Below are 26,428 nucleotides of genomic sequence, written 5' to 3' on the forward strand. Positions count from 1 at the left end.
AAATAAATATTATATGGATTTGATTATGTCGTTTTTCGAGCTAATCCGAATTTAGGTATTACTCGTACATTCCATAATGTTCCCCGAACAGCAAGGCTCCTACAGTAACGGCAAGCACATAGAAATTTCAGCTGAAATGTTAGAAGCAATTTCTTAGGGGGAAGAAAATGGAGCACAGCGATTTATCTTTGAAAGACCCGCATCCTGCTTTGCACAACGAAGACTTGGCGCCTTTGCCACGACAAAAACGCTTGTGGGGCTGGTTCGAGATTTTCAACGTCTGGTCTAACGATATTCAAAGTCTGTTTGGCTACACCTTGGCCGCCACCTTGTTTATTTCTTATGGTCTGAATGGTTGGGCCGTATTTGCTGGCATCTTGCTGGCCGGTTTTATTGTGATGGGGCTGGTGAATCTGAGCGGTAAACCCAGCGTGCTGTATGGCGTTCCCTATCCTGTGATTGCCCGTATCAGCATGGGGGTGAAGGGCGCCAAGTTTCCTGCTCTGGTGCGCGGGATTGTGGCCATTTTCTGGTATGGCGTGCAGACCTACTTTGCCTCCACGGCCTTGGCGCTGTTGTTCAATGCCTTGCTGGATCATCCCGGCGGAGCCTTGTTCCTGGGGCTGGATTGGGTGGGGTGGGTGTCTTACGTGGTGGTTTGCATCCTGCAGCTGGGTATTTTCCTGATGGGCATGAAGTGGATTACGCGCTTCCTGAACTGGGCGGGCCCGTTGGTGTATCTGGTGATGTTCGCCTTGCTGGCCGTGATCTGGTACAAGGCTGGCGGTGGTTTGCTCGATAAAGTGGGTGAGATCTTTGCCGGTAAAGGCTCTTACGAAGGCGGACCCTTGATGGCCTTTGGTGCGGTGGTGGGCACTATGGTGGCGTACTTTGCTGCCGTTGTGATCAACTACGGCGACTTCTCGCGCTTTGTGAAAGACGAGCGCAGCATGCGTATCGGTAACTTCATGGGCTTGCCTGTCAGCCTGGCCGTATTCTCCTTCCTGGCCTTGTTCATTACCGCCGGTACAGCTGTGTTGTTTGGCGAAACCTTGACCAACCCTACCGATATTGTGGATCGCGTCGATAGTTTGGCTTTAACGGTGATCGCGGCTTTGACCTTCTTTGCCGCAACCGTGGGTATCAACCTGGTGGCGAACTTTATTCCACCGGCCTTTGATTTGGCCAACCTCAAGCCCGAGCTGATCTCTGCCAAGATGGGCGGCATTCTGACAGCCGTAATTGCTTTCTTTATCGGTGCCTTGTGGCTGCCCTTGATCAGCGCTATCGGCATTACGGGTTTTGTGGACACCTTGGGCGCCTTGCTGGCTCCCTTGTACGGCATCATGATTGTGGACTTCTACTTGATCCGCAAACAGCGTGTCGTGGTGTCGGATCTGTTCAGCCTGGCAGAAAGCGGTACCTACTACTTCCAGAACGGCTGGAACAAGCGTGCAATGGCCGCTTTCTTCCTGGCGGCGGTGTTCTCGGTAGCGACCGTCTGGGTGCCTGCGCTGGCGAATATGGCAGGTTACGGCTGGCTGATCGGCGCTTTGTTGGGGGGGGCGTTCCAATACGTGGCCATGCGTACCAAAGTCTTGCCCAAGCTGAGCAGCGCTTCGGTGTAAGAGGCGTCTCGGGTAAAAAAACGGTTTCTTTGAACGGGGCCCCTTGGCAGTCGGATACCATCCGGCCGTCAAGGGGCCGTTCCTACGAGCGAGCCTGGTGTATCAAGCTGGCCAGATCTGGCGTGCCGCTTGCACAATCTGCTCGGCGGCTTGCGGGCTCTGGCAGTTGAATTGCAGACGCTCGGGTTCGGAGCGTAGCCAGGTCAATTGACGTTTGGCTAGTTGGCGAGTCGCGGCAATCGCCTGTTCGATCGCCACGTCCAGGCTGACTTCGCCGTCCAGATACGACCACAGTTGCCGATAGCCCACACAGCGAATGGAGGGCAGACCGGGATGTAAATCAGGGCGCTGGTACAGCTTCTCCACTTCCTGCAGCAGCCCTTGCGCGATCATGTCGTGATAGCGAGCCGCAATGCGCTTATGCAGCCAGGATCTATCTTCTGGCTCCAGGCTCATGGTGACGTACTGGTGGCTCTCTTCTTGCGGCTGGGCTTTGTCCTTGAGCCAGTCGCTCATGGTCTTGCCGCTGATATGGAAAATCTCCAGCGCACGTTGAATGCGCTGGCTGTCGCGGGGAGCCAGCCGGGCAGCTGTCACCGGGTCGATGCGGGTCAGTTCCTCGTGCATGCCGGGCCAGCCAATTTCCTGGGCACGCTCATCCAGTTGCTGGCGAATGGCAGGGTCTGCCTGCGGTAAATCGTTCAAGCCTTCGCGCAAGGCTTTGTAATACAGCATGGTGCCGCCACATAGCACAGGGTAATGCCCGCGCGCCCGGATTTCTTGAATAAGACGGGTTGCGTCGGTGGCGAACTCTGCGGCTGAGTAACTCTCTACCGGGTCGCGTATATCCAGCAAGTGGTGGGGGATAGCGGCTTGTTCTTCGGCGCTGGGTTTGGCGGTGCCAATGTCCATGTCACGGTAAATCGTGGCCGAGTCCATCACAATCACTTCAATCGGCCAGTGTTGCGCCAGGATATGCGTGCTTGCGCTTTTGCCACTGGCCGTCGGGCCAGCCAGGCACAGAATGGGTAAATCGTTCATTGTCCACGCATAAAAAGTTTGTCCAGCTCGCTGAGCTTCCATTGGAACCAGGTGGGGCGGCCGTGATTACACAGGTCGGCCCGGTCAGTTTGTTCCATCTTGCGAAGCAGGGCGTTCATCTCGGGGATGCTCAGGCGACGATTGGCGCGTACGGCGCCGTGGCAGGCCATGGTGGAGAGCAGTTCGTTGCGTTGCTCATCCAGGTGGCGTGACGAGCCTACCTGGGCCAGATCGCGCAGTACGGCACGGGCCAGCGATTCGATATCGCCTTGGGCCAGGAGGGCGGGGACGGCACGCACGGCCATGGTGGTAGGGCCTGCCGGGTTCATGCTCAGGCCTAGATCGGCCAGGGTTTCCTGATGCTCATCCAGCAAGGCGATATCACTTTCCGAGCAACTGAATACGACCGGCACCAGCAGGTCCTGACGAGGCAGTTCGCGGCCATCCAGAGCCTGTTTCAATTGTTCGTAAACCACGCGTTCATGTGCGGCGTGCATGTCCACCAGAATCATGCCCTGGCGTGTCTCGGACAGAATATAGATGCCGTGTAACTGCCCCAGGGCCATGCCCAAGGGAAACTCGTCCGTTGTGCTATCTGCCTCGCTTTGATAGCTGGTGACTGGCGTGTTGCTGGGAGCAGGTTCAATCGGGCGATACATGCTTTTCCAGTCGACATTGCCGCCACCAGATGGCTCGCGCAGGCTGAAACTGGATTGCCAGCCTTGGCGGGCCGGATGGCTATACGGCATGGCGGGTTCGCTGCTGGTGTAGGAGCTGCTGGGTGTGCCCGTTACAGGAGGCTGAGTAGCGCCTTCAGGCAAAGGCATGGCGGCAACTGGCGTTTCCCCGGCCATGCTACCTTGCGCCAGGGTTTGTCCAACAGACTGCAGCACAAAGCGGTAGACGGCACCGCTGTCACGGAAGCGAACCTCGTGCTTGGCGGGGTGTACGTTCACATCCAGCGTGGATGGGGCAATGTCCAGAAACAAGGCATAGGCAGGCTGGCGATCTCCATGCAGTACATCGGCATAAGCACTGCGTATAGCATGTGACACAGTACGATCACGCACAAAACGGCCATTCACGAACAAGAACTGTTTGTCTGCACTGGGGCGAGCATGGGCGGGGTGAATCACCAGACCACGCAAGCTGATCAGACCTTGCTCCTGGGCGACAGGTAGGCTTTGCTCAATAAACTCTTTGCCCAAGATATCCAGCAGGCGTTGCTCCAGTGTGCCGCTGCGCCAGTGGCGTTGGGGCTTGTCATTGTGAAACAGGCGGAAAGCGATTTGCGGCTGTGCCAGGGCGATGCGCTCCAGCGCGGTCACGCAGTGGCCGTACTCCGTGCCTTCCGTGCGCAAAAACTTGCGACGGGCGGGGATCTCGTCAAACAGCTGGCGTACATCCACATGCGTGCCAATCTGCCCGGAGGCGGGCTGGGGTTCGCTTTGACCCAGTGAGTACTCCCAGGCGTGCGGGTCGTCCTGAGTGCGCGAGTTGATCGTCAGGCGGGCTACCGAGGCAATTGAGGGCAGGGCTTCCCCCCGAAAGCCCATGGAGGCCACGGACTCCAGCTCTTCCAGCGAGCGAATCTTGCTGGTGGCATGTTGCAGCAGCGCCAGGGGCAATTCTTCCTGGGTGATGCCGTGGCCATCGTCGCTGACAGAGATGCGGCGTATGCCGCCGCCGTCCAGGCGAATCTCGATGGCACTGGCTCCGGCGTCAATCGCGTTTTCCAGCAATTCCTTCAGGACAGATGCCGGGCGCTCGATAACTTCACCGGCTGCAATTTGGCTTACAAGCAAGTCCGGGAGTGGGATAATACGGCGTCTTGATGACATAGGGCGGCTGGCCTTGTGTGTATTCAGGGTTGAACATTACACGTTCAACGGGTTTCAAACGGTAGCGGCTTATTTTAACCGCTTGCTCTATGGTGTCGGTCTGGCCAGTATCGGACTGGCTGGATTGTTATTTTGGTGTGGAACTATGCCCGATTTACTCAGCATGATCCTTCATATTGACCAGTACCTGGGTGTGTGGGTCGAGCAGTATGGAGCCTGGATTTATCTTGTTCTGTTCTTGATTATATTTGGCGAGACCGGGCTTGTGGTTTTGCCCTTCCTGCCGGGCGATTCCCTGCTGTTTATTGCCGGAGCCTTTGGCGCTTCGGGCATGTTGGACCCGGTCATGCTGGGTGGCCTGCTGATCGTGGCAGCCGTGCTGGGTAATACCGTGAACTATCACGTGGGGCGGTATATAGGCCCGAAAGTCTTTACCCAGGAATCCCGATTCCTGGATCGTCGTGCTCTGGTCAAAACCCATGCTTTTTATGAAAAGCATGGTGGCAAGACCATCGTCATTTCCCGCTTCCTGCCTTTGTTCCGTACTTTTGCGCCTTTTGTAGCGGGTGTGGGCCATATGAATGCCATGCGCTTTCAGATGTACAACATTACCGGCGCGGTGCTGTGGATTTGCAGCTTGATTACCTTGGGCTACTTCTTTGGCAATGTGCCTTTCATCAAGGCGCATTTGAATACCATCGTGCTGATTGGTATTGCGGCTGCCGCGGTGCCTGTCGTGGCTGGGGCCTTGTGGAAGATTTTCAAGCGCAAGAGCAAGGGTAATGCGACTTTGTAGGATTTGAGATTGGATTGTTTGCTTGTTAAAGGTTAAGGAAAGGACGCCAGTAGGCGTCCTTTTTTATTTCGGGAACCTGTCAGATATCGCTGTTGTTGGCGAGGGGGTAAAAGCCGTCGCAACATCTGGGTTCAAGTGTTCAAGTGTTCAAGTGTTCAAGTGTTCAAATGTTCAAGTGTTCAAGGTAACTATTGGCACTCTCCGTATTTTTAAAAAACCGCCTCTGTTTCAGCCTTTAGTAAAGAATGCCTCAGTTTTCTTGAGGGGGAGCCGCTAGTCGGCAGGCGGGGCCCTGGCCCGTGCTGCGCACGGGTACCCTTGTCTCTTGAGCTATCCAGGCGCCCCGTGAACTCGCGCGATAGCTCGTCCCTCGGACGAGCTATAAGCGTCGCGCTCAAACAGCACGGGGCTTGTATCCTGGATAGCTCAAGAGCCTGCGGCCAGAACCCTGACTCGCCTGCAGACTAGCGGCTCCCCCTCAAGAAAAGGCCATGCCGATTCAGGTTCAAACAGGTCTTTGCCCAAAGACGCTCTCTTTTCCGAACAGCCTCAGACTCTACGGAAACAAAAAAAGCGCAGCATTTTTGCTGCGCTTTTTTCATCGAACCAAGCAGATAGTTAGCTACGGCTGGCCAGTGCCGGAAACTCGGCAAAATATCCCCGGATGCCGGTCAGAATGGCTTGGGCAATCTTGTCCTGATGTGAAGAACTACGCAGCAGACGCTCTTCTTCCGGATTACTGATAAACGCTGTTTCGATCAGAATCGATGGAATATCCGGTGCTTTCAGCACAGCAAAACCAGCGCGTTCAACATTGCGCTTATGCAGGCGGTTGATCTTGCCGATCTCGCCCAGCAGGCGCGAGCCTACTTTCACTGAATCGTTAATCTGTGCGGCTGTGGACAGGTCCAGCAGAATTTGCGCAACCTGACGGTTGTGGGAACCCAGGTTCAGACCACCGATCAAGTCAGCATCGTTCTCTTTCTTGGCCAGCCACCGAGCAGCCGAGCTGGTGGCACCGTTTTGAGACAGGGCGTAGATGGACGAGCCACGCGCACTAGGCTTGATCCAGGCGTCAGCGTGAATACTGATGAACAGGTCTGCCTTCACCCGACGGGCTTTTTGCACACGCACTTGCAGCGGCACGAAGAAGTCCGAGTCACGCGTCAAATAAGTACGCATATTGGGCTGCGCATCAATCAGACGTTTCAAGCGTCGGGCTATGTTCAGCACCACATCTTTTTCACGCGTACCACCGGGGCCGATGGCACCGGGGTCCTCTCCACCGTGGCCGGGGTCCAGCGCAATCAGCAAGGGACGATTGGGAGTACCCGGCGTGGCTGCAGGCGAAGGGGAGCGCGGTGGAGTCGTGACAGGAGGCGGCGTACGAGCGACGGGCGGCAAGGTTTGCCCTTGTACCGTAGGGACAGGCGCGTCAGGCGAGTTTTGAGCCAGGCTTTCCAGGACGGAAGCCAGGGGGTCGTTATCGTCCTGAATTTGCAAAGCCAGCAGCGGGTCTTGCGCCACACGCGGGTACAAGTCCAGCACCAGACGGTACTTGTATTCGCCAACGGGCTTGAGGGTAAAGATCTGGGGAGCGACGGCCTGTTTCAGATCCAGCACCAGACGCACGACGTCGGGGCGGTTCTGGCCCACGCGCACGGAGCGAATGTAGGGGTCATTGGGGCGGACCTTGGAAACCAGCTCCTCGATGGTGCGGTTCATGGTCAGGCCCTGGATGTCCACCACCATGCGATGGGGGTTTTCCAGTGTGAAGTGCTCGGCCTTGAGCTCGCTATCCATTTCCAGGGTGACGCGGGTGTATTCGTCTGCCGGCCAGGTACGGACGGCCACGATGGTGCTGGCGTTCGCCAGCCGCGGTATGACGGGAAGCAGGAACAGGGTGGTGGCCGTGGCGACGAATCGGCGACGGGCCTTGCCGGCTGGGGCTACTTCTGCAGGCTGGGGGCGAGTGTCGTAATCCATAGCGTTCCTTTGGCGCTGCGTGCATCCAGGGTGGCCAAACGACCGTCACCGCAATAATCCAGGTGTAAATCCAGATCGGGCTCGGGCAATAAATCCCCTGCTTTTTCGGGCCATTCGATCAGCACAACAGCATTGTCTTGCAAAATATCGCGAAAACCTGCGTCGACCCATTCTCGTGGATCGCTAAATCTATAAAAATCAAGATGATAGAAGTATAAGCTAGAAACTTTATAACTTTCAAGCAAAGCGTAGCTAGGACTTTTGATACGACCGGTAACGCCACAAGCCCGTAACAGGGCCCGAACAAAGTGGGTTTTACCGGCGCCCAGGTCACCATGAAGATGAATTCGGCCACCCACAGGCACACCGGGAACCTGACCGCTTAGCAGCGGGGCAAGGCGCTCGGCCAAGGCGGTGGTGGCGTCCTCGTCAGGCAAGGACAAGGTTAAAGCTTGCGGATTCATAGGCTTGGATCAGGTAGCGAGGGATAACCACAATGGAATGGTCAAGCCCGCTAGTATAGTGCCGATCGACATGGTCAGCGCGACCAGACGGCTATCGGCTCCCATGCGGGCAGCCAGTACGTGGGCAGAAGAGGCCGTAGGCAGGGCAGCAAATACCAGTAACATCTGGCGCTCCAATGTGCTCATATCCAACACCCAGGCAATTGCCAGGGCCGCCAAGGGCAAAGCCAGCAGCTTGATGGCCGTAATCCAGCCGATCAAGGCCCCGGCACGCCGCGAGCCTTGCAGGGACAAGGTGGCGCCTACACACAACAAACCAATCCCCAGGGCACAAGCCCCCAAGCGGCTAAAGGCCAATTGAACCGGGCCTGGTACGGACAAACCAGCCAGATTCCAGGCCAGTGCAGCAACAGTAGACAGAATCAGGGGATTTTTAAGCAGCTCGATGGCGATACGGCCTTGCTGCCCCCGCGCCAGCACGGTCACTGCCACCATATTGGCCATGGGAACAGAAAAGCCCACCAGCAAAGCCATAACGGCGACACCCGATGGCCCGGCAATCGCACTGGCCAGAGACATCCCCAAATAGGTATTGAAGCGAAAGGCGCATTGAGTCAGGGCCGCGTGCTGCAAATGTTCGGGTTTCAGAATGGGCAGGGCTAACCAAGCCAAAACCGTGCCTACAGCAATTAAAACAGCCGCAGCGACCAATAAAGGCCAGGTATCGCCCAGATTGAGCGGGATGCGGGTAATGGAATCAAACAGCAGGGCTGGAAACAGGACGTAATAGACCAGCTTTTCGGCACCCTGGAAAAAATCCCGGCTGAAATGAAAGCGATGCAGCAGCAATGCCCCCAGCGCTATCAACAGAAAATCGGGCAGGATCAGCGGGAATATTGTGGCCATGATGACGGTAATTAAAGGCAGATATAGGTATATCCCCTGTAGGTATCTGCTTTCAGAATTAACAATTGATGAGGAGTAGCTGCGCTATTATTGGTTAGTTCCCCTTACCCAGGGGATGGATCTACAAAAAGACTAAAGAGGAGATGTTCCCATGATAGAGAAGTTTCCCAAGAAATTTGCGCTGCTATCCCTTTGTGCAAGTTTGTCCATGATCGGCACGGCTAATGTCGCTCATGCTCAAGCGGATTATCCTAATCAAGCGATTCGCGTCATTGTTCCTTTTGCGCCAGGCGGCTCCACCGATATTGTGGCGCGCATTGTGACCAAGGGCATGAGCGAAGTGCTGGGCCAGTCCATGGTGGTAGAAAACAAGGGTGGTGCCGGTGGCGCTATTGGAGCGGCAGAAGCGGCTCGCGCCAAACCTGACGGCTATACCTTGTCAATTGCCACCATTTCGACTCTGGCAGTGAATCCCGCTTGCCGCCCCAATGATTTGCCTTACGACCCCTTGAAAGACTTTGTGCCGGTCAGCAACTTTGCCAACCTGCCCAACGTGATCGAGGTCAACCCCAAATTCCCGGCACAGAACTTCAAGGAGTTCGTGCAGCAACTGAAAGACAATCCAGGTAAGTATTCCTACGGCAGCTCGGGCACGTGCTCGGTGCTGCACTTGTTTGGCGAAGCCTTCAAGCTGGAAACCGGCACTGATATCGTGCACGTGCCTTACCGTGGTGCCGGCCCGGCTGTAACGGATGCGGTCGGTGGCCAGATCAATGCCATGTTTGATAACCTGCCGTCGTCCATGGCCCAGATCCAGGCTGGCAACTTGCGCGCATTGGCTATTGCCTGGCCCGAGCGCCTGCCTGCTCTGAAAGATGTGCCGACCTTGGCCGAAGAAGGCTACCCGCAGCTGAACAGCCCGGCCTGGTATGGTCTGCTGGCTCCCAAGGGTACGCCGCCTGAAATCGTTGCCAAGCTGCATGCCGCTGCTGCGGAAGCCTTGAAGAAGCCCGAAATTATTTCGGCTCTGGAAAAGCAGGGTGCGACTCCGTCGGGTAACTCGCCTGAAGAGTTCGCCAAGGAAATCAAGGAGCAGTACGACTGGGCCCACGACGTGGTCAAGAAAGGCAATATCAAGCTGGAATAAGCCTTGGACTTTAAATGTCAGCCATAAAAAACCGGCCTGCACAGGCCGGTTTTTCATTTCTGCCCTAAGGCCTAGCCACGATTGGCTTGCAGCACGGTCAAGGCCGTCATATTAATGATGCGGCGTACGGTGGAGCTGTAAGTCAGGATGTGTACAGGAGCATTGGCGCCCATCAGGAAAGGACCGATGGCCACGTTGCTGCCAGCAGCAGTCTTCAGCAGGTTGTAGCTGATATTGCCAGCGTCCACGTTCGGGCAGACCAGCAGGTTGGCCGAGCCTTTCAGCGAGGAGTTGGGCAAGGTACGATTGCGCAAGCTTTCGTCCAGAGCGCAGTCGGCATGCATTTCACCGTCTACTTCCAGGTCAGGGGCTTGCTCCTGAATCAAACGCAGGGCTTCACGCATTTTGGGTCCGGAAGTGGCCGAGTCGGTACCAAAGTTGGAGCGCGACAGCAGGGCCACCTTGGGTTCCAGGCTCAGCGTACTCAACATGCGGGCGGCTTCAATCGTGTATTCCGCAATTTCCTGTGCGTTCGGATCGTCGTTGACGTGTGTGTCGGTCAAGGCAACCGTACGCTCGCCCAGGAGCAGAATGTTCATGGCAGCGTAGACGCTGGAGCCGGGCTTGCGGCCGATCATCTCGTCGATATAGCGCAGGTGGTTGTGGTAGGAACCGATCGTGCCGCAGATCATGCCGTCGGCATCACCCAGGTGCACCATGGTCGAGCCAATCAGGGTCAGGCGGCGACGCATTTCCACGCGAGCCATTTCCTTGCTGATACCGCGACGACACATTTTTTCCCAGTACGTGGTCCAGTACTGGTGGAAACGGTCGTCAGACTCGGGGTTGGTCACTTCCACATCCACGCCCAAGCGCAGGCGCAGACCAAATTTCTTGATGCGAGACAGCAGCACGGCAGGACGGCCAACCAGAATCGGGTGGGCCAGCTTCTCGTCCACAATCACTTGCACGGCGCGCAGCACACGTTCTTCTTCACCTTCGGTAAAGACGATGCGAGCCTTGCCGCCTTCGCGCACCAATTGCTTGGCTACGGCAAACACGGGCTTCATGAACGCGCCAGAGTGGTAGACAAACTGTTGCAGCTTGGCGATGTAGCCTTCCAGGTCAGCGATAGGGCGGGTTGCCACGCCTTCTTCCATGGCGGCTTGAGCCACGGCGGGGGCGATGCGCACGATCAGACGTGGGTCGAATGGCTTGGGAATCAGGTAGTCGGGGCCAAAGCTCAGGCCGTAACCACCGTAGGCTGCGGCCACCGCTTCGTCCTGCTCTTCTTCAGCCAGAGCCGCAATCGCGCGGGCAGCAGCTTTTTCCATGCCACGGGTAATCGTGGTGGCGCCCACATCCAGCGCACCGCGGAAGATGTAGGGGAAGCACAGCACGTTGTTGACCTGATTCGGGAAGTCCGAACGGCCGGTTGCCATGATGACGTCATCGCGAGCGGCTTTGGCGACTTCAGGCAAAATTTCGGGGGTAGGGTTGGCCAGCGCCATCACGAAGGGACGGTCTGCCATTTTTTGCAGCATTTCAGCTTTCAGTACGCCACCGGCGGACAGGCCCACGAACACGTCAGCGTTGTCGATCACATCAGCCAGCTTGCGTGCTTCGGTTTCTTTGGCGAAACGGGCCAGTTCAGGAACCTGGTGACCAGGGCGGCCTTTGTAGACCACGCCGTCAATGTCGGTGACCCAGACATTTTCTTCGGGCAGGCCCATGTCCACCATCAAGTCCAGGCAAGCTAGCGCGGCCGCACCGGCACCGGAGGTCACAACCTTGATCTTCTTGATATCTTTGCCGACCACTTTCAGGCCGTTCAGGAAAGCCGCCGTCACGCAAATGGCGGTACCGTGCTGGTCGTCGTGAAAGACGGGGATGTTCATGCGTTCGCGCAGCTTGCGCTCCACTTCAAAACACTCGGGTGCCTTGATGTCTTCCAGGTTGATGCCACCGAAGGTGGGCTCCAGACCGGCGATGATATCCACCAGCTTGTCGGGATCGGTTTCGTTGATCTCGATGTCAAACACGTCCAGGCCAGCAAATTTCTTGAACAGAACGGCCTTGCCTTCCATCACGGGCTTGGAGGCCAGGGCACCAATATTGCCCAGACCCAGCACAGCGGTACCGTTGGAGATCACGCCCACCAGATTGCCCCGGCCGGTGTAGCGGAAGGCGTTTTTCGGGTCGACCACGATTTCTTCGCAGGCGGCAGCAACACCAGGGGAATAGGCCAGGCCCAGGTCACGTTGGCTGACCAGGGGTTTGGTCGCGGCAATGGTGACTTTGCCGGGAATGGGGAACTCGTGGTAATCCAGGGCGGCTTGTCGATCTACAGGTGAACTCATCGTGTCCTCTTGCTCAGGCGCCAAACAGGTGTTTGGTGAAATCCAGGGAAGGCGTGGCGAGTAGTGCGCCAGCGCCGGCTTTCAACAAGTGTAGATAATTAAACAGTCCGCAGTATTAGGGCTTATTATTGCCCTATTAGTAAATGCTTATAGATAGGGGTAAAGGCTTGGAAACAAACGATATCGCCCATCGCCTGGTACAACGACTCAGGTTGCGTCACCTGGCTCTGCTGATCGAAATCGACCGCTTGGGCTCGCTGACCAAAGTGGCGGATTTAATGGCGATGACTCAGCCTGCGGTCACTCAAGCCTTGGCCGAGGTGGAGCAAGTCTTTGGCACACCGCTATTCCTGCGTTCATCGCGTGGTATGGAGGCAACAGCGCAAGGGCAGATCGTGATTTCACGTGCTCGGGCCATGGTGCAGGACATGGAGTTGTTGAGTCTGGACTTGCAGGCGCACAGCATGGGGCGGCAAGCACATTTGCGGCTGGGGGTGATTCCCCTGGTGTCCGGCAAGCTGGTTTCCACGGCCTTGCGGGCAACTCGCCCTCAAGGGCAGGTGGTGTCCGTCAGCATCACCGAAGGGCTAACGGAAACGCTGCTGGAACAACTGCGTGATCACGCTTTGGATGCAGTGGTGGCGCGCAGCTCTCCGGACTTGAATATGAAAGGGCTGCGCCATGAAGCCTTGTACGCGCAGCAACCACGCCTGATTGCCAGCCGGGAACTGGCGGGGCGATTGGGCCGACGCAAGCTGGACTGGGCGCAATTGCAGGATCTGGACTGGATTCTGGGACCGCGCAATACCCCGATGCGACGGCAGGTGGCGAATCTGTTTTTGCGGGCAGGCTTGTTGGAGCCGGTGCCCAGCGTGGAAACCTCTTCACCCAAGCTGATTGGTGAACTGATCGTGAATCACTCCCGTGCCGTGTCTGTGGTCCCGACCGAAATTGCTGAAGAACTGGTGCGCGTGTCCGGCGTGGCGATTGTGCCGTACTCCTTTGAGTGGGGCTTGTCGCCTATTGCGCTTTTTACTCGGGTGGCCGGTCAGCAGCGTCCGGTGGACACGTTGTTCGCGCAGGAGCTGAAACGGGTGTGCACTGATAAGACGGTGCCTTTGGAGCGGGGGGCTTTTTTCTACTAATGTCGTTCTGTCTGCTGCGGGCTGATTGCTAGTGTTACACCGTGAGCGCCCTATGTTGAGCTTGCCGGGCAAGAGCTGGAAGCAGGATGTCATACCTGCTCAAAAAACCGGAGCAGCTCAGTGGTAAGAACCACCCCCCGCTTGTATGCCCAGGAGTCTGGAAGGGGGGGGGCGGTGTGCAGCGCCCGGTTTATTGATGCCGGGGCTATGCAAGCAGTGGCTTACTGGTTCACATACCAGATGGCCTTGGTTTGCTGGTACTGATCCAGGGCCTCCATTCCCTTGTCCTTGCCGCCAAAACCGGACAGTTTGAAGCCGCCAAAGGGGGCGGTGATGTCGCCTTCGGAAAAGCCATTTATCGAAACGGTGCCTGCCTTGATTTTGCGCGAGACACGCTGCGCCCGCCGTACATCAAGCGTGTAGAGGGAGGCGGCCAGGCCATATTGGGTATCGTTTGCCAAGGCGATGGCTTGCTCTTCTGTCTCGAAGGTCGTGATGGCCAGAACGGGGCCGAACACTTCCTCCTGGAAGAGGCGGTCTTCCGGGGTGATGTGATCGAAGATGGTGGGCTCGATATACCAACCACTGCCCAGGTCACTGTGAATGCGCCCCCCATGAACCAACTTGGCGTTTTTGCCGGGGTTCTGCAGAAAGCTGGCCACTTTTTCAAAGTGCGCTTGTTCTACCATCGGCCCGATAGACACGTCCGGATCCGTAGGCAGACCTACTTTCCAGGAACTCAGCCCCTGTTTGAGTTTTTGCAGCAGCGTGTCTTTCAGGCTGCTGTGTACGATCAGGCGGGAGCCGCAGCTGCAGTTTTCGCTCATGTTCCAGAATGCGGCCGCCAGGATGGACGGAACTGCTTCGTCCAGCAGGGCATCCTCAAAAACGACCTGGGGGCTTTTCCCGCCGCATTCCAGCACGACCTCCTTCAGATTGCTTTCTGCGGAATACTTCAGAAACAGGCGACCCACTTCGGTGGAGCCGGTAAACGACACAATGTCCACGTCCCCGTGCCGGCCCAAAGGCTCTCCGACTTCCTCGCCTGTGCCTGTGATCAGGATCAGGGCTCCTGCGGGAATGCCTGCCTGATGTGCCAGCTGTGTCATGCGGTAGGCGCTCAGGCTGGTCAGCTCGGACGGTTTCACAATGACCGAATTGCCGCACACCAGCGCAGGCGCAACTTTCCAGGCGTACATTTGAGCCGGGAAATTCCAGGGCAGGACGGCCGCCACGACCCCAATGGGTTCCTTGGTGATCAAGCCCAGCGCGTCGGAGCCGGTTGGGGAAATTCGACCAAAGCATTTATCGGCCGTCTCTGCATACCAGCTGAAGGTATCGATGGTGGCGGGCATGTCGGTGTTCAGGCATTCAGTAATGGGCTTGCCTGCGTCCACACAATCAAGTGCGGCCAGTTCCTCGGCGTGTTGCTCCAGCAAGGCCACCCATTTGAGCATGATTTTTTTGCGTTCTGCCGGAGACAACTCAGACCATTCGCCGGACTCAAAGCTTGTGCGCGCGGCAGCGACCGCTGCTTGTACATCCGAGGCTTGGCCGGCAGCGATTTTGCCAATTACGGCCAGGTCGACAGGGCTGACGTTATCGAGCAGGGCCGAAGCCGTGGTTTGATAGCCAGGAATCAAATGGGAAGCGTGCAGCTTTCCGGCGCGGGCCAACTCAAAGACAGTCTCTTGTTGCGTGGGCATTCAAGCCTCCTGTTCTACTTGATAAGCGTTGATCTGGGCCAGGAAGTCATCTCGTTCCTGCGCGTCGACTGGCAGCAGAGGCAAGCGTACCGAACCGACATCAATGCCGTGACGCACGCAGCCCAGTTTGGCTTTCTGGTTGTAGTTGCCGGACTCCATGGCGGCAATGGCGGGCAACATGGCGGCCATCATGCGACGTACCGTGTCCCAGTCTCCTTGCTCGGCGGCTTTCAGCATTTGGACCTGCTCGGCAGGAAACACATTGGCCCCGCCACTGATCCAGCTACGAACTCCCCAGAACAGGAAATCGGCCGCCTGGTCATCGCAGCCGCAAACAACCTGGAAGTCGGGCAGATTGGCATTGACCATGGCAACCACCCGGCTGAAGTTGCCGCTGCTCTCCTTGATGCCCACAATGTTCTTGACCTTGGCCAGTTCGTAAACGGATTCAAGCTCGATCTGGATGCCAATGCGTGCCGGGAAGTTGTACATGACGATGGGCAGTTCAGTGGCCGCGGCGACCTCCTTGAAATACGCCACCACTTCATTTTGGCCGGGCAGGCTGTAAGGGGTGGGAGAGAGCATCAGTGCCTCATACCCTAGTTCTTCCGCTTCACGGATTCGGCTGATGGCTTCGGCAGGCGACATGGAGTTCACGCCGGCAATCAGTGTTGTGCGGCCACGGCCAGTTCTGGCAACAATCTCCAGCACGCGGCGACGCTCCTGTGCACTGAGCGCGTAGTATTCGCCCGTGGTTCCACAAGCCACGATACCGCCTACTCCGGCTTCAATAAAGCACTCAACCAGACGCTCCAGCGCAGCTTCGTTTAACTGGTTGTTGGCGTCAAACGGGGTAACGATGGGAACGAGGATTCCGTTCAGATTCATGATGTCTCCAGATTATTAATAGTTGATCTATCGGTTTATTCGATGACTTTGCGGGTGAAGGCGCTAAGGTAGGCCATCAGCGTCTCGGAGCCCTGCAAGGCCTGTTCGGGGTTTCCATCCTGGATGCCTTCGGCCAGGGTCAGATGAGCCTGGGCTCCGGCCTCCAGGTCCCCTTCATATTGATAGGCGTACCAGAACCGTCGGCACTGAACGATCATGGGAGTGACCGCTTGCACAGCAAAGGTGTTGCGACAGGCCTGGTGGATGACTTCGTCCAGATGCTGGTCGGCCAGCATGTAGGCGTCGATATCCTTGGCGTCAGCAGCATCCACCATGGCCTGGGCGTGACCGAGCAAGGCGCTGCGCTGGGCTGGAGTCGCCCAGCGGGCGGCGCCCTGCACAATCAGGCGCTCCAGGACACGGCGCGTTTCAATCAGAGTCAGATGTTCAGCCACACGGATTTCACTGACACGCAGGCCGCGGCGGGGCTGTTGCTCGATCAATCCCAAGGCCACCATGCGCATCAGGGCTTCACGCAAGGGGGTGCGTCCCAAACCTGTCATTTCCACCAAATCACTTTCTACAATGGCCTGACCAGGCTCCAGTTTGAGAGTGGCAATTAACTGCTCAATCGCTTGATAGGCGATTTCAGCGGCACGAGAAGAGGGGGTGGGGGCGCTACTCACGGAGACTCCAATATAAAAATTGCGTTAAAAGCCGGATACTTGCTGGGGCAGCCAGGTTGCAATCGCCGGAAACAGAGCGACGATCAGCAGGGTCAGCAATTGAGCAAGAATAAACGGCACTACACCTCGACAAACTTGTCCGTATGTCATGTCTTTCGGGGCAATGGACAGCAGGTAGAAAATGGAAGAGGCTAGGGGCGGTGTCAGATAGCTGGTCTGAATGACAACGATCACCATCACGCCAAACCATAAGGGGTCCAGCCCGCTTGCCACAATAAAAGGCAGGAAAAGCGGAACGCAAATCAGCACGTTCGCTGTCCAGTCCAGTACAAAGCCCAGCACAAAGACGATGCCCAGGAACAGAATGATCGTACCTGTACTGCCCAGTCCCAAGTCGCTTGTCAGCATCTGTACCAGCTTGGCACCTCCATTGGCCGCGAAGGCGCCGGTAAACATGGTGCCTCCCGCCACGATCAGCATGATCATTGCCGTAATGCGTACCGTGATTCGCAAGGCTCCACTGAAAACTTCCCAGTTGAACTGACGGTAGAAGATACAAAGAACAGCGGCGGCGGTAGCGCCCAAGGCGGCTGCCTCGGTGGGCGATGCGATCCCTTTCATCAGGGAGCCCAGAACAGCGATGATCAGCAGCATCATGGGAACCAGACCACGCATTGTGATACTGATTTTTTCCCCCAAAGGTCGGCGCATATCCGCGTCATCTGCCCGTGGGCCCAGCTCCGGCTTGAGCGTGGTGGCGATCAGGATGTAGGCCACAAAGAGCGTGGTCATCAACAGGCCCGGAAAGAGCATGGCAGCAAACAGCTCGCCAACCGGAACCTGTGCCAGGGAGGCATAGACGACCGCGACCACCGAGGGAGGAATCATGGTGCCCAGGGAGCCCCCGGCGCAGATCGTGCCCGCGATCAGTGAGTTGTTGTAGCGAAAGCGCTTCATGGCCGGGATGGCCATCAGCCCCACCATGATTTCTACCGCGCCAACCACGCCTGCTGCAGCGGCAAAGGTCGCCGCCATGGCGATGGTGGCAATGGCCAACCCGCCTGGCAGGCCGCCCAGCCATAACTGCATGGTGCGAAACAGGCGTGCCGCAATGCCCGAGCGCTCCAGCAGGGCTCCCATCAGCACAAACATGGGAATCGCTGACAGGATATGGTTGGTGGCCGCTCCATACAAAGCACCATACATCTGGTCAAAGATCATGGGGCCAAAGGCGTACCAACCGGCCAAAAAAGCGGGCAGGATCAGCGCAAAAGCCACGGGCATGCCCTGAAAAATCAGCAGGAACAGAGCAGGGAACATCAGTCCGGCGATCCATAAATTCATGGGCTCACCTCGACGTCAGCAGTGTTCTGTTCTTTGACAGCACAGCGCAAGCCATGGGCCAGCAGTTGCAAGGTAAAGGCGATCAGGCCAATGGCAATGCAGGCGTAGAAGGGCCACATCACCGGGGCCCAGGGGCTGACCATTTCGACCTCGTTCAGCTTCCAGGCCATCCAGGCTTTCTGTATCCCGACTTTGCTCAAGATGGCAAACAGCGGAAACAGCACCAGCAGGTACAGGAGCACGTCAGACATACGGGCCAGGGACTTGGGCAAGTGCTTGCGAACCACATCAATACTGATGTGTTCGTTCTGACGCATCACCCAGGCCATGCCCAGCAGAAAAATAGCCCCATTCATCATGTACGCCACATCAAAGGCCCAGACGGTGGGGGCATGCAGAACATAACGGGCAAAGACTTCCCATACCATGGCGGTGACCAGGATTGCCGCCGCCATTTCCGCCAGCCGAGCGCTTGCAAGAGCGATAAAGTCGATCAGTTTTGAAATAGGCTGCAGCATGGCAGCTCTCCTTCAGAAAGTGGGACTTAGTCTCGGATCAGGTAATTGCTTTCACTGCGCCAACGGTTCAGGAATCCGTCGTAATCAGTCAGCAAATTCTTCATGTAGTCGTTGCCCGATTGCGCTTGCGCTTCGGCTTTCTTATGTACCCAATCATTGCCGGCATCCGCCAATTGCTTGATGAAGGCCGGGTCCAGAGTGATGACTTCATTGCGACCCTGGCGGTACTTCTCCATGGCTTTGATGTCGGCGTTGTAGAAGTAGTCCAGGGATTGGTGGGTGGTCAGTTCGGCAGCGGCCTCAATCAGTTGCTGCAAATCGGCCGGCACTTTATCCCAGGTTTCCTGCTTCAGGACGACTTCCCACATAAAGGTGGGCTGATGCACGCCAGGGACCACAATGTATTTGGCGGCTTGATGAAAACCTTCGGGGGTATTGGAGGAGGGGGTAGCCCATTCCACCGCATCGACCCCTTTGCGCTGCAACAGGGTGTACGTGTCCCCGGGTGGCACCACGGTGGGAACGGCACCGAAATAGTCTTTCATTACGTCCGCCCAGGCACCGGAAGTGCGATATTTCAGGCCTTTCAAGTCCTCTGCATTTCGGATGGGGGTGTTGGAGTGGGCCAGTACTTCCGTCGAACCCAAACCGACAATCATGGTTTTGAGACCGTTTTTGGAACGCAGCTCCTGCAGTTTTTCCTTGCCGCCGCCTCCATACAGCCAGACGCGGTAAGCATCAGGTCCCATGCCACCGGGGTAGCCAGCAAAAATGGCATTGGCCGGGTCCTGGTTGACCAGGTAGCTGGAGGTGGAGTGCCCCGCCTCTACTACGCCGGTCTCTACCGCTTCAAAAACTTTAAGGGCGGGAACAATAACACCTGCTCCAAAGGGCTGAATCTCGACACGATCCCCCGTCATGAGCTTCACGTTCTTTGCAAAACGCTCCAGAAAATTCTGATAAAACGGGGAGCCTTCGGGTACGGAAGTTGGTACGCGCCAACTGATTTCGGCCGCTTGCGCCGAGGCCATGCTGCCCAGCAGAAACAGGCCGGCCAGGGTGGATGCAACAAGTTTGGATTTCATGTTTGTCTCCGGTGGTTTTTTTATAGTCCAGCTCCGTCGCAGGCTGGCGGCCAGCGTCAAAGCATGGGATGGATCTTAATATTTTCTAAATATATTAACAACATATTTAGATTGGGGTTTGTCCTAGAAAGCGCCGGAGGTGGCTTGCTGATTGGGTTTCGGTGTTCTTTTTGGATGGTGGAAGGACAGGGTAAGGGCGTTCCAGACCTGGTTTTGGCGCGGATTTTCAGCGGTGAAATCATTCGTGATGCGTTTTTTTTCATGCTTGTTTGAAGCACTGCGGGGCAGCCTTGTTGAGCTGTTTCAATCCTTTCGTCCCCGCGGTCTAGCTGGTACACTTTGCGACTGCTTTTTTAGAAGCGCACGGCGGCAGGACAGGGTCTTTGGACCGTTCTTTTGCTGTAGCACGTTCAGTAGCAGCAGGCAGGAAAATAGCGGGTTTTTTACGAACAAGAGAGGGCGTCGAATCTACCCTTGCGTGTTGTAAAGCCTGGATTCCTGCGGTGCATGTGGCGTCTGGCCCGCCTGGGCCCACTGCGCAGACAAGCCACCGGGCCCATAGTTAAATGGATATAACTTTCCCCTCCTAAGGGAAGATTGCAGGTTCGATTCCTGCTGGGCCCGCCATTCTTATGCATGACGCCTGCCCGGCTTCATGGTCCTGAAGGCTCGTTCTGATAGGCCGAGCTTTGATATCCCACTTGATGATTAGCATCCTGTGCTTTTTGCGCAGGCCTGTTCGTGCCTGCTCGTTTTCTTTTTTCGAGCCAGCCCTGTTTTGAGCAACAAGGCTGGCTTGAGCACCTGACTAATCGCTCGTGATGACAATTCAAGAGTCATGCGTGCTATGGAATGCAGGAGGCGCTAATGGAACGGTCGATTGTCAAAACCCGGAGATGAGCTTCTGGAGGTCTGTTGGTGGCCCCAGGCTTTGACGGGATTTCTTGTTGAGGACAGATAGTCATCCACACTCCCGGTCCAGAGCTTGAATCCCAGACAACTTTTCCATTTGTCTTGTTGATAAAGCCAGTGAGTTTGGCAAACGGAGCAGCGAAACAGGCTCTGTGCTCCCTGGTCTCCATAGTCCTCTGTTTTGGTGACGCGTTCCATATAAGCATGCTTAGGTGTGTGCGCTTTGGAAAGCGGCAGAGTCTGGCACAAAATACACATGGTTTTATGGTCGATCTTGCCCACTTCTTGCTCCTTTTTAAATAAAAGCTATGGGAAATAGCGTGTTTAAAAAAAGACAGCAATGTACTTTCTACAAAAACTATCAAACTGAAAGCAAGATAGTCAGCCCGCATCTTACAAATCTTGTCGGGGCTTGGGTAGTGTCAGCTGTAAAAGGATATTTCGTTCGCAAATACCCGTAAAAAAAACAGAGGAGTTCTTGTCTATCCTTGCATCAGGCAAGGGGATAAGGCTTGGGCAAATCGTTTGGCTGGCTTGTCGTCGGTGTGACTCAAGTCGATGGCAGGAAAATCTGGTGTGTCCTTGATCGAGCTGTGTTTGAATTTTGCCCAGTTTCGTTTTTATTTGAAATATATGAGGCGGGCTTCCGACTAAACTGCTTTTATTTATAAGGAATTTGCCATGAAAAACGACAAGCGTTCCTTGGAAAAAGACCCGTTTTCCTCCTCTGCGTGCAGGCAGGAGGAGCCACCCGTGGTCAAACCTTGCAAGCCAGATTCTGTAGACAGTTTGTTTGACTGCTTTGCCAAGACCGTGACCCGCTTTGCGGGCTCGCCCATCATGTTCTCTGTTGCTGTTTTAGCCGTGCTGGTCTGGGCCTTGTCCGGGCCTTATTTTAATTATTCGGAGACCTGGCAGTTAATTATCAATACCGGAACCACGATTATTACTTTCTTGATGGTGTTTTTAATTCAGCAAAATCAGAATAAAGATAGCAAGGCACTGCATATAAAACTTGATGAGCTGATTATTTCACTGACAGATGCCAATGAGCGCTTGATTGATGTTGAGGAGCTGGATGAAAAACAGCTCAAGAAATTGGAGGCCTATTATTCCTCCATCGCGTTGAAAGCGCGCCGACGTCTGGACGGCGATACATAAAGATAAAAGGGCCTTGCGGCCCTTTTTTTACAGCATCTTGTTGCGTTGCTGCTCGGCCCGCGAGGCCCCGATCGGCGTTTCGACTTGCTTTTGCTCTTCTGGCGGAGGCAGCACGGCAGGAAATCCCAAGGATTGAATCCACAGCTCGCGAGACCATCCCTGGGTATGGTAGAGGTGATGGCCCTCATCGGGAGCGACGGCGTCATGAGCCTGTTTGAGTAAAGTCGCCAGTTTCTTGTCTTTGCTCTGCTCGCCAACCAGGCCAATCAACTGCCAATTCAGATGGTCTTTGGTTTCGGCCAGAATGACACATTCGGATGCGACCAGCTCTGCCGCATTCGGATCCCCTGCCTGTTTGGCCAACTCCATGGCCTTGACCAGTGCAGAGGCGATCTGTTTCAGTACTTGTCGGCCGGGTGTTTGTTTGGCGGGGTCCAGTGCCAGCTCCTCAAAGATACTTTTCAGCACCTGTTGGTGTGTCAATGTTTCTTCCAGGTAGCCTTCCCATTCTTTTTTCAGGTCCGCGTTATTGGCACAGGAAATGGCTGCTTTATAGACTTGCTCTCCGCCCAATTCGGTTTCCAGGGCTTGATACAAGAGTTCATGCAGCTGTTCGGTGTTGGCTTTATGTGATGTCATTGTTCGCTCCAGTCCAGAGGTTGAGGGTTGGAACTGACACCATAAATGCTGCGACGCGTACAGATTATGCGATTTGATGAGGAGTGATACGGGCTGTGAATGACGTAAGGCTTGGGTAACAATATTGCCCGATCGGGTTTGAAAAGGGTTATTGGGGCTGCCTTGCAAACCGTCTGCCTGCCTGTGGTAGGATTGTGCGCTTTATTGCAGCTTCGATGCGGGCTGAGGGCCTGTGCATCGGATTTGCCACTCCATTTTTGAACGCATCGTCTCGTCCGGCTGAATCTCTTTCAGTGCCAGGCTGATGCACCGCAGCAGGGTAGTCATGACACTCCAGGGTTGGAAACGCCGCGTTTTTTACGTGGGTTTGTTCGAGTTTTTTGCCATTGTTTTTTCTTCTTTCTTGCTGGCGTACTTTGCCGGTGGGGAGGCTTCAGAGTCTGCGCCCATTGCTGTGGCGATCTCGGTGATTGCGATTGTCTGGAACTACGTGTTCAACACGGCGTTCGAACATTGGGAATCCCGCCAAGCTGTCAAAGGCCGCAGTCTGTTGCGCCGTAGTGTGCATGCCATCAGCTTTGAGGCTGGCCTGGTAATTGCTATCGTGCCTTTGTATATGTGGTGGTATCAGGTCGGCTTGCTGGAAGCCTTGCGTATGGAAGTAGCCATTCTGGTGTTCTTTCTGATTTATTCCTTTATTTTCAGCTGGACCTTTGACCGGGTGTTCGGTTTGCCGGCCAGTGCGGCTTGACCTAGTCGTCCAAGAAAAAGCCGCGTAATGCGGCTTTTTTTGTTTCTGCTGGATTGGCTTTATCACTGCACCTGAGCTTCCCGCCGCGCCTGACAGATACGGGCGTGGTGTACGTCTGCCCACTTCACCAGTTCTCGCATAGGTACCAGAAAAGACTGCCCCAATTCGGTCAGCGTGTATTCCACGCGGGGCGGTACTTCGGCGTACAAGGTTCGTTGTACAAATCCATCAGTTTCCAGCCGCTTGAGTGTGCGTGAGAGCATTTGACGGGAAATATCGCCGATTTCCCGGCCCAGCTCATTAAAGCGCAGGGTGCCCGGTGCCAGCGATTCCAGGATCAGCAGGCTCCATTGGTCGCCAATCCGATCCAGTACATCCCGGATGGGACAGGGTTGCTCAAATTCTTCCTGTATGGGGCTGGAAGCCAGTGTGGCTGCGCTTGATGAGGACATGGCGGCTTGCTTTCCTGTGTTCAATAGTCACTTCCGTGTGACCTGGTATGGCCTGCGTGACTTCTTGTGGACTGTCAAAAAACTGTCTAGCATCACGCTTAATGGTCTACTTTTTAGACCAAGTCTTTATTTGAGCACACAAGGAGCTGTTATGTCTCGTATTGCATTGATAGGTGCTTCTGGCGAAGTCGGTTCGCGCCTTTTGAAAGAACTCTCGGATCGCGGTCATACGGTGACAGCGATTGCTCGCCATACTGAAAAAATTGCCAGCCTGCCCAATGTCACCGCAGTTCAGGGCGATGTGAATGATCTGGATGGTTTGATTGCGCTATTGAAAGGGCACGATATTGCAATTAGCGCGGTTCGCTTTGCGTCGTCAGATCCTTCCAAGCTGATTACGGCGGTTCGTGCGGCCGGTGTGCCGCGTTATCTGGTGGTAGGCGGTGCCGCCAGCCTTGAAGTGGCCCCCGGTCAGCGATTGATTGATCAGCCTGCTTTCCCGGACGCTTACCGGACCGAGGCCTTGGGTGGCATTGCCTTTCTGGATCAGTTGCGTCAGGAAAAAGAGCTGGATTGGACTTTCCTGTCGCCCTCGGCAGAGTTTGGCCCCGGCCAGCGCACAGGCAAATTCCGTATCGGCAAAGACAGCCTTTTGGTCTCCGACCAAGGCAGCAAGATTTCTTATGAGGATTACGCCATCGCTTTGGTGGACGAGATTGAACGTCCTGCCCATTCACGCCAGCGCTTCACCGTAGGTTATTGAACAGGGAGTGGGACTGATGAAAGGTTTAATCCGATGGGTATCTCCAGTTTTATTAGTGGGCTCTTTCTTGTTGAGCACAAATGCAGCGTTGGCTGCCAATTCGCCGACTCGTGATGTGGCTCAGGAAGAGAGCAATCGCAAGCTGGTGGTCGATTTTTACGACAGCTTCTTTAACAAGCATCAGGTGCAGGAAGCGGCGTCGGTCGTAGCTGAGGACTATATCCAGCACAACCCGGAGGTGCCGGACGGAAAAGCGCCTTTCGTGGGGTATTTTGATGGCTATTTCAAAGAGAACCCGCAGTCTCGCGCACGGATTGTGCGCAGTGCCGCAGACGGCGATCTGGTTTATCTGCATGTGCATTCGACCAATGGCAAGGCCGATCGCGGGCAGGCTGTGATGGATATTTTCCGGGTGCAAGACGGCAAGATTGTGGAGCACTGGGATGTGATTCAGGCCGTGCCGGAGCAGGCGGCTAATAGCAATACCATGTTCTAAGCTCACTATTCGGGCAACCCGTTCTTTACCACCGATACGGCAGCAGCCTTGCGCGGCGCCGAAGGGGGGCGAGACTTTGCCCCGTTATAACGAGGACTTATGCTTACGCCAAATAAAAGACCCGCCAGCTATGGCGGGTCTTTTTGATGAGGGGTAAACGGAGTTCTTCTTTGGGCAACCGTTTGTGCTGTTGCTTGGCGAAGTTTCGATTGCGAGTTGTCTAAGCTGTTTGCATCTTGATCCTGGCTTCGCGAATCGGCAGATTGACGATGGCCGCCAGTACGGCCAAGACAATATCAGCCCACCACATCCAGCTGTAGTCACCAAAGCGGGTCAAGGCGATACCCCCCAGCCATGCGCCCAGAAAGCCGCCGATCTGGTGCGAGAACAAGGCCAGACCAAACAGGGTTGCCAGATAGCGCGTGCCAAACAGCTTGGCGACGATATTGGCGGTAGGGGGCACGGTAGCCAGCCAGGTCAGCCCCAGGCCGATGGCAAAGATGTAAAACACCAGATCGGTTTTAGGCATCATCAAGTACCACAGGATCAGCACGGCGCGCGAGGCATACATCAGGGCCAGCACGTATTTGCTGCGCCAGCGGGCAATGCAGGAACCGGCGGCAATACTGCCAAAGATATTGGCCAGGCCGATCAAGGCCAGCGACCAGCTTGCTACCGAAGGTGGCAGCCCGCACAAGTCAATTTCCCCCGGTAAGTGGGTGACCAGAAAAGCAATGTGAAAACCGCAGGTGAAAAAGCCCAGACTCAGCAGCAAGTAACTGCGATCCTTCATGGCGCTTTTCAGTGTCTCGGCCAGACCGGGACCGCTGACAACAGGGGCTGGGGTGGCTGCGGCTTTTTCGGGCTTGCTGCCCGGACTTAGCTTGCGAATCAGAGGCAGGGTCAGCAGGGCGGTCAGGGCCAGAACCCAAAAGGTCGACATCCAGCCGACCCAGCCGATCAGCTTTTGCACCACGGGGGCAAAGACGAACTGCCCGAAGGAGCCGCCGGCATTGATCAGGCCCGAGGCCTGACCGCGGGCGTGATCCGGAATACGTTGGGCGGCAGCGCCAATCAAGGTGGAGAAACTGGCCGCGCCCGAGCCAATACTGGCCAGCAGGCCCAGCGTCAGGGTCAGCCCTAGCCCGGTACCAATAAATGGTGTTACGGCACAGCCCAGTGCCAGAATCAGAAGGCCCGCGATCAGAACCCGGTCCGGGCCCCAACGGTCGGAGCAGGCACCGGCAATAGGCTGGATGGCCCCCCAGGCAAGCTGGCCCACGGCCATGGCAAAGCTGATGGACATGATGCCCATGCCGGTTGCCTTATCAACGGGGCCGACGAACAGGCCAAAGGATTGGCGTATCCCCATGGTAACCATCAGGATGCCAGCAGCCGCCAAAGTCACCGTCATGATGGCGGGCTGGCGCAAGGATTGCAACATGGGGTCCCCTCTTATTATTCAGGTTTGAATTATCTGGCGAAATGTCACACAGGTGCAATCTCCTGCTTTTGTGAAGAGCGATGGAGCGGACAGTGTTGTAATCCGCTGCTATCCAGTTCCAGTTCCAGTTCCAGTTCCAGTTCCAGTTCCAGTTCCAGTTCCAGTTGCGGGAGGAGGAGGAGGAGGAGGAGGAGGAGGTGGTGGTGGTGGTGGTGGTGGTGGTGGTGGTGGTGGTGGTGGTGGTGGCTGCGCGTGGCAGGAAGTGCAGG

General features: G+C 55.9%; 23 protein-coding genes and 1 tRNA gene. 9 read left to right on the top strand and 15 right to left on the bottom strand.

Features of this window, described 5'->3' with window-relative positions:
- The first annotated feature begins 167 nt into the window (after positions 1 to 167).
- Positions 168 to 1,628 (top strand): NCS1 family nucleobase:cation symporter-1, encoded by a 1,461-nt coding sequence (locus NBV64_RS04745; RefSeq protein ID WP_022983477.1) that lies wholly within the window; start codon positions 168 to 170, stop codon positions 1,626 to 1,628.
- A 102-nt stretch (positions 1,629 to 1,730) separates the two neighbouring features.
- On the opposite strand, the gene miaA is transcribed toward NBV64_RS04745, so the two are convergent.
- Positions 1,731 to 2,669: a tRNA (adenosine(37)-N6)-dimethylallyltransferase MiaA gene (gene miaA / locus NBV64_RS04750; RefSeq protein ID WP_009461282.1), complete on the bottom strand. Its 939-nt coding sequence runs from the start codon at positions 2,667 to 2,669 to the stop codon at positions 1,731 to 1,733.
- A complete protein-coding gene (gene mutL, locus NBV64_RS04755; protein WP_250756779.1) occupies positions 2,666 to 4,510 on the bottom strand; it encodes a DNA mismatch repair endonuclease MutL in 1,845 nt (614 codons plus the stop codon). Before mutL ends, miaA begins: the two co-directional genes overlap by 4 nt.
- Positions 4,511 to 4,655: 145 nt before the next feature.
- On the opposite strand from mutL, the gene NBV64_RS04760 reads away from it, so the two are divergent.
- A complete protein-coding gene (locus tag NBV64_RS04760; protein WP_009461283.1) occupies positions 4,656 to 5,306 on the top strand; it encodes a VTT domain-containing protein in 651 nt (216 codons plus the stop codon).
- A gap of 618 nt (positions 5,307 to 5,924) precedes the next feature.
- Here NBV64_RS04760 and NBV64_RS04765 read toward each other — a convergent pair.
- The 3 genes from NBV64_RS04765 to NBV64_RS04775 are packed head-to-tail and all read right to left on the bottom strand — an operon-like array spanning position 5,925 to position 8,662.
- Complete coding sequence (locus NBV64_RS04765) at positions 5,925 to 7,292, bottom strand: N-acetylmuramoyl-L-alanine amidase (protein ID WP_009461284.1); 1,368 nt, start codon at positions 7,290 to 7,292, stop codon at positions 5,925 to 5,927.
- Entirely contained in the window at positions 7,256 to 7,756 is a 501-nt protein-coding gene (locus tag NBV64_RS04770; protein ID WP_009461285.1) for a bifunctional alanine racemase/tRNA (adenosine(37)-N6)-threonylcarbamoyltransferase complex ATPase subunit type 1 TsaE, read from the bottom strand. The genes NBV64_RS04765 and NBV64_RS04770 overlap by 37 nt, the downstream gene beginning before the upstream one ends.
- Positions 7,757 to 7,765: 9 nt before the next feature.
- Positions 7,766 to 8,662, bottom strand: coding sequence for an AEC family transporter (locus NBV64_RS04775; protein ID WP_009461286.1), 897 nt, complete (start codon positions 8,660 to 8,662; stop codon positions 7,766 to 7,768).
- A 208-nt stretch (positions 8,663 to 8,870) separates the two neighbouring features.
- On the opposite strand from NBV64_RS04775, the gene NBV64_RS04780 reads away from it, so the two are divergent.
- Entirely contained in the window at positions 8,871 to 9,809 is a 939-nt protein-coding gene (locus NBV64_RS04780) for a tripartite tricarboxylate transporter substrate binding protein BugE (protein ID WP_022983479.1), read from the top strand.
- 71 nt (positions 9,810 to 9,880) lie between these two features.
- Here NBV64_RS04780 and NBV64_RS04785 read toward each other — a convergent pair whose 3' ends face one another.
- Positions 9,881 to 12,169 carry an NADP-dependent malic enzyme gene (locus tag NBV64_RS04785; protein ID WP_009461289.1) on the bottom strand — a complete coding sequence of 763 codons (2,289 nt, stop codon included), beginning with the start codon at positions 12,167 to 12,169 and terminating at the stop codon, positions 9,881 to 9,883.
- A 143-nt stretch (positions 12,170 to 12,312) separates the two neighbouring features.
- On the opposite strand from NBV64_RS04785, the gene NBV64_RS04790 reads away from it, so the two are divergent.
- A complete protein-coding gene (locus NBV64_RS04790; RefSeq protein WP_035275544.1) occupies positions 12,313 to 13,314 on the top strand; it encodes a LysR substrate-binding domain-containing protein in 1,002 nt (333 codons plus the stop codon).
- Between the two features lie 221 nt (positions 13,315 to 13,535).
- Here the strand turns inward: NBV64_RS04790 and NBV64_RS04795 are convergent, their stop codons facing one another.
- Genes NBV64_RS04795 through dctP form a run of 6 tightly spaced genes read right to left on the bottom strand, consistent with a single transcriptional unit; the run spans position 13,536 to position 19,541 of the window.
- Positions 13,536 to 15,020, bottom strand: coding sequence for an aldehyde dehydrogenase (locus tag NBV64_RS04795; protein ID WP_250756780.1), 1,485 nt, complete (start codon positions 15,018 to 15,020; stop codon positions 13,536 to 13,538).
- The gene (gene dapA / locus NBV64_RS04800) at positions 15,021 to 15,908 is read right to left on the bottom strand and encodes a 4-hydroxy-tetrahydrodipicolinate synthase (RefSeq protein ID WP_009461293.1); all 888 of its coding nucleotides are present in this window, start codon (positions 15,906 to 15,908) and stop codon (positions 15,021 to 15,023) included.
- 35 nt (positions 15,909 to 15,943) lie between these two features.
- Positions 15,944 to 16,594 (bottom strand): GntR family transcriptional regulator, encoded by a 651-nt coding sequence (locus NBV64_RS04805; RefSeq protein WP_035271006.1) that lies wholly within the window; start codon positions 16,592 to 16,594, stop codon positions 15,944 to 15,946.
- A 24-nt stretch (positions 16,595 to 16,618) separates the two neighbouring features.
- Positions 16,619 to 17,938: a TRAP transporter large permease gene (locus NBV64_RS04810; RefSeq protein ID WP_250756781.1), complete on the bottom strand. Its 1,320-nt coding sequence runs from the start codon at positions 17,936 to 17,938 to the stop codon at positions 16,619 to 16,621.
- On the bottom strand, positions 17,935 to 18,456 hold the full coding sequence (locus NBV64_RS04815; protein WP_009461299.1) for a TRAP transporter small permease subunit: 522 nt from the start codon (positions 18,454 to 18,456) through the stop codon (positions 17,935 to 17,937). The genes NBV64_RS04810 and NBV64_RS04815 overlap by 4 nt, the downstream gene beginning before the upstream one ends.
- A gap of 26 nt (positions 18,457 to 18,482) precedes the next feature.
- Positions 18,483 to 19,541: a TRAP transporter substrate-binding protein DctP gene (gene dctP / locus NBV64_RS04820; RefSeq protein ID WP_250756782.1), complete on the bottom strand. Its 1,059-nt coding sequence runs from the start codon at positions 19,539 to 19,541 to the stop codon at positions 18,483 to 18,485.
- Between the two features lie 552 nt (positions 19,542 to 20,093).
- Between dctP and NBV64_RS04825 the strand changes: the two genes are divergently transcribed.
- Both NBV64_RS04825 and NBV64_RS04830 read left to right on the top strand, forming a co-directional pair.
- Positions 20,094 to 20,168: transfer RNA gene (locus NBV64_RS04825), tRNA-Arg, on the top strand.
- A 966-nt stretch (positions 20,169 to 21,134) separates the two neighbouring features.
- Positions 21,135 to 21,614, top strand: a complete 480-nt coding sequence (locus NBV64_RS04830) for a low affinity iron permease family protein (protein ID WP_026485221.1) — start codon at positions 21,135 to 21,137, stop codon at positions 21,612 to 21,614.
- Positions 21,615 to 21,641: 27 nt separating this feature from the next.
- Here the strand turns inward: NBV64_RS04830 and NBV64_RS04835 are convergent, their stop codons facing one another.
- Positions 21,642 to 22,253 carry a hypothetical protein gene (locus tag NBV64_RS04835; protein WP_250756783.1) on the bottom strand — a complete coding sequence of 204 codons (612 nt, stop codon included), beginning with the start codon at positions 22,251 to 22,253 and terminating at the stop codon, positions 21,642 to 21,644.
- A gap of 325 nt (positions 22,254 to 22,578) precedes the next feature.
- Between NBV64_RS04835 and NBV64_RS04840 the strand changes: the two genes are divergently transcribed.
- A complete protein-coding gene (locus tag NBV64_RS04840; RefSeq protein ID WP_009461311.1) occupies positions 22,579 to 23,004 on the top strand; it encodes a PACE efflux transporter in 426 nt (141 codons plus the stop codon).
- 62 nt (positions 23,005 to 23,066) lie between these two features.
- Here the strand turns inward: NBV64_RS04840 and NBV64_RS04845 are convergent, their stop codons facing one another.
- The gene (locus tag NBV64_RS04845; RefSeq protein ID WP_203145041.1) at positions 23,067 to 23,456 is read right to left on the bottom strand and encodes a winged helix-turn-helix transcriptional regulator; all 390 of its coding nucleotides are present in this window, start codon (positions 23,454 to 23,456) and stop codon (positions 23,067 to 23,069) included.
- 151 nt (positions 23,457 to 23,607) lie between these two features.
- Between NBV64_RS04845 and NBV64_RS04850 the strand changes: the two genes are divergently transcribed.
- A complete protein-coding gene (locus NBV64_RS04850) occupies positions 23,608 to 24,219 on the top strand; it encodes an NAD(P)-dependent oxidoreductase (RefSeq protein WP_009461315.1) in 612 nt (203 codons plus the stop codon).
- A gap of 16 nt (positions 24,220 to 24,235) precedes the next feature.
- Complete coding sequence (locus NBV64_RS04855) at positions 24,236 to 24,715, top strand: nuclear transport factor 2 family protein (RefSeq protein WP_031232991.1); 480 nt, start codon at positions 24,236 to 24,238, stop codon at positions 24,713 to 24,715.
- 220 nt (positions 24,716 to 24,935) lie between these two features.
- On the opposite strand, the gene NBV64_RS04860 is transcribed toward NBV64_RS04855, so the two are convergent.
- A complete protein-coding gene (locus NBV64_RS04860) occupies positions 24,936 to 26,159 on the bottom strand; it encodes an MFS transporter (protein ID WP_250756784.1) in 1,224 nt (407 codons plus the stop codon).
- Positions 26,160 to 26,428 lie beyond the last annotated feature (269 nt).

Source organism: Alcaligenes sp. DN25 (genome assembly GCF_023674485.1).
Classification (GTDB): domain Bacteria; phylum Pseudomonadota; class Gammaproteobacteria; order Burkholderiales; family Burkholderiaceae_B; genus Alcaligenes; species Alcaligenes phenolicus.

What these genes read in the sequence shown, in the direction of transcription:
- NBV64_RS04775 (WP_009461286.1), bottom strand. Translation starts at nt 8,662, where the DNA reads ATGGCCACAATATTCCCGCTGATCCTGCCCGATTTTCTGTTGATAGCG.
- NBV64_RS04855 (WP_031232991.1), top strand. Translation starts at nt 24,236, where the DNA reads ATGAAAGGTTTAATCCGATGGGTATCTCCAGTTTTATTAGTGGGCTCT.
- dctP (WP_250756782.1), bottom strand. Translation starts at nt 19,541, where the DNA reads ATGAAATCCAAACTTGTTGCATCCACCCTGGCCGGCCTGTTTCTGCTG.
- NBV64_RS04860 (WP_250756784.1), bottom strand. Translation starts at nt 26,159, where the DNA reads ATGTTGCAATCCTTGCGCCAGCCCGCCATCATGACGGTGACTTTGGCG.
- NBV64_RS04780 (WP_022983479.1), top strand. Translation starts at nt 8,871, where the DNA reads ATGATCGGCACGGCTAATGTCGCTCATGCTCAAGCGGATTATCCTAAT.
- NBV64_RS04770 (WP_009461285.1), bottom strand. Translation starts at nt 7,756, where the DNA reads ATGAATCCGCAAGCTTTAACCTTGTCCTTGCCTGACGAGGACGCCACC.
- NBV64_RS04785 (WP_009461289.1), bottom strand. Translation starts at nt 12,169, where the DNA reads ATGAGTTCACCTGTAGATCGACAAGCCGCCCTGGATTACCACGAGTTC.
- NBV64_RS04790 (WP_035275544.1), top strand. Translation starts at nt 12,313, where the DNA reads ATGCTTATAGATAGGGGTAAAGGCTTGGAAACAAACGATATCGCCCAT.
- NBV64_RS04845 (WP_203145041.1), bottom strand. Translation starts at nt 23,456, where the DNA reads ATGTCCTCATCAAGCGCAGCCACACTGGCTTCCAGCCCCATACAGGAA.
- NBV64_RS04840 (WP_009461311.1), top strand. Translation starts at nt 22,579, where the DNA reads ATGACACTCCAGGGTTGGAAACGCCGCGTTTTTTACGTGGGTTTGTTC.
- NBV64_RS04760 (WP_009461283.1), top strand. Translation starts at nt 4,656, where the DNA reads ATGCCCGATTTACTCAGCATGATCCTTCATATTGACCAGTACCTGGGT.
- NBV64_RS04830 (WP_026485221.1), top strand. Translation starts at nt 21,135, where the DNA reads ATGAAAAACGACAAGCGTTCCTTGGAAAAAGACCCGTTTTCCTCCTCT.
- NBV64_RS04795 (WP_250756780.1), bottom strand. Translation starts at nt 15,020, where the DNA reads ATGCCCACGCAACAAGAGACTGTCTTTGAGTTGGCCCGCGCCGGAAAG.
- NBV64_RS04765 (WP_009461284.1), bottom strand. Translation starts at nt 7,292, where the DNA reads ATGGATTACGACACTCGCCCCCAGCCTGCAGAAGTAGCCCCAGCCGGC.
- NBV64_RS04850 (WP_009461315.1), top strand. Translation starts at nt 23,608, where the DNA reads ATGTCTCGTATTGCATTGATAGGTGCTTCTGGCGAAGTCGGTTCGCGC.
- NBV64_RS04810 (WP_250756781.1), bottom strand. Translation starts at nt 17,938, where the DNA reads ATGAATTTATGGATCGCCGGACTGATGTTCCCTGCTCTGTTCCTGCTG.
- NBV64_RS04745 (WP_022983477.1), top strand. Translation starts at nt 168, where the DNA reads ATGGAGCACAGCGATTTATCTTTGAAAGACCCGCATCCTGCTTTGCAC.
- miaA (WP_009461282.1), bottom strand. Translation starts at nt 2,669, where the DNA reads ATGAACGATTTACCCATTCTGTGCCTGGCTGGCCCGACGGCCAGTGGC.
- dapA (WP_009461293.1), bottom strand. Translation starts at nt 15,908, where the DNA reads ATGAATCTGAACGGAATCCTCGTTCCCATCGTTACCCCGTTTGACGCC.
- NBV64_RS04835 (WP_250756783.1), bottom strand. Translation starts at nt 22,253, where the DNA reads ATGACATCACATAAAGCCAACACCGAACAGCTGCATGAACTCTTGTAT.
- mutL (WP_250756779.1), bottom strand. Translation starts at nt 4,510, where the DNA reads ATGTCATCAAGACGCCGTATTATCCCACTCCCGGACTTGCTTGTAAGC.
- NBV64_RS04815 (WP_009461299.1), bottom strand. Translation starts at nt 18,456, where the DNA reads ATGCTGCAGCCTATTTCAAAACTGATCGACTTTATCGCTCTTGCAAGC.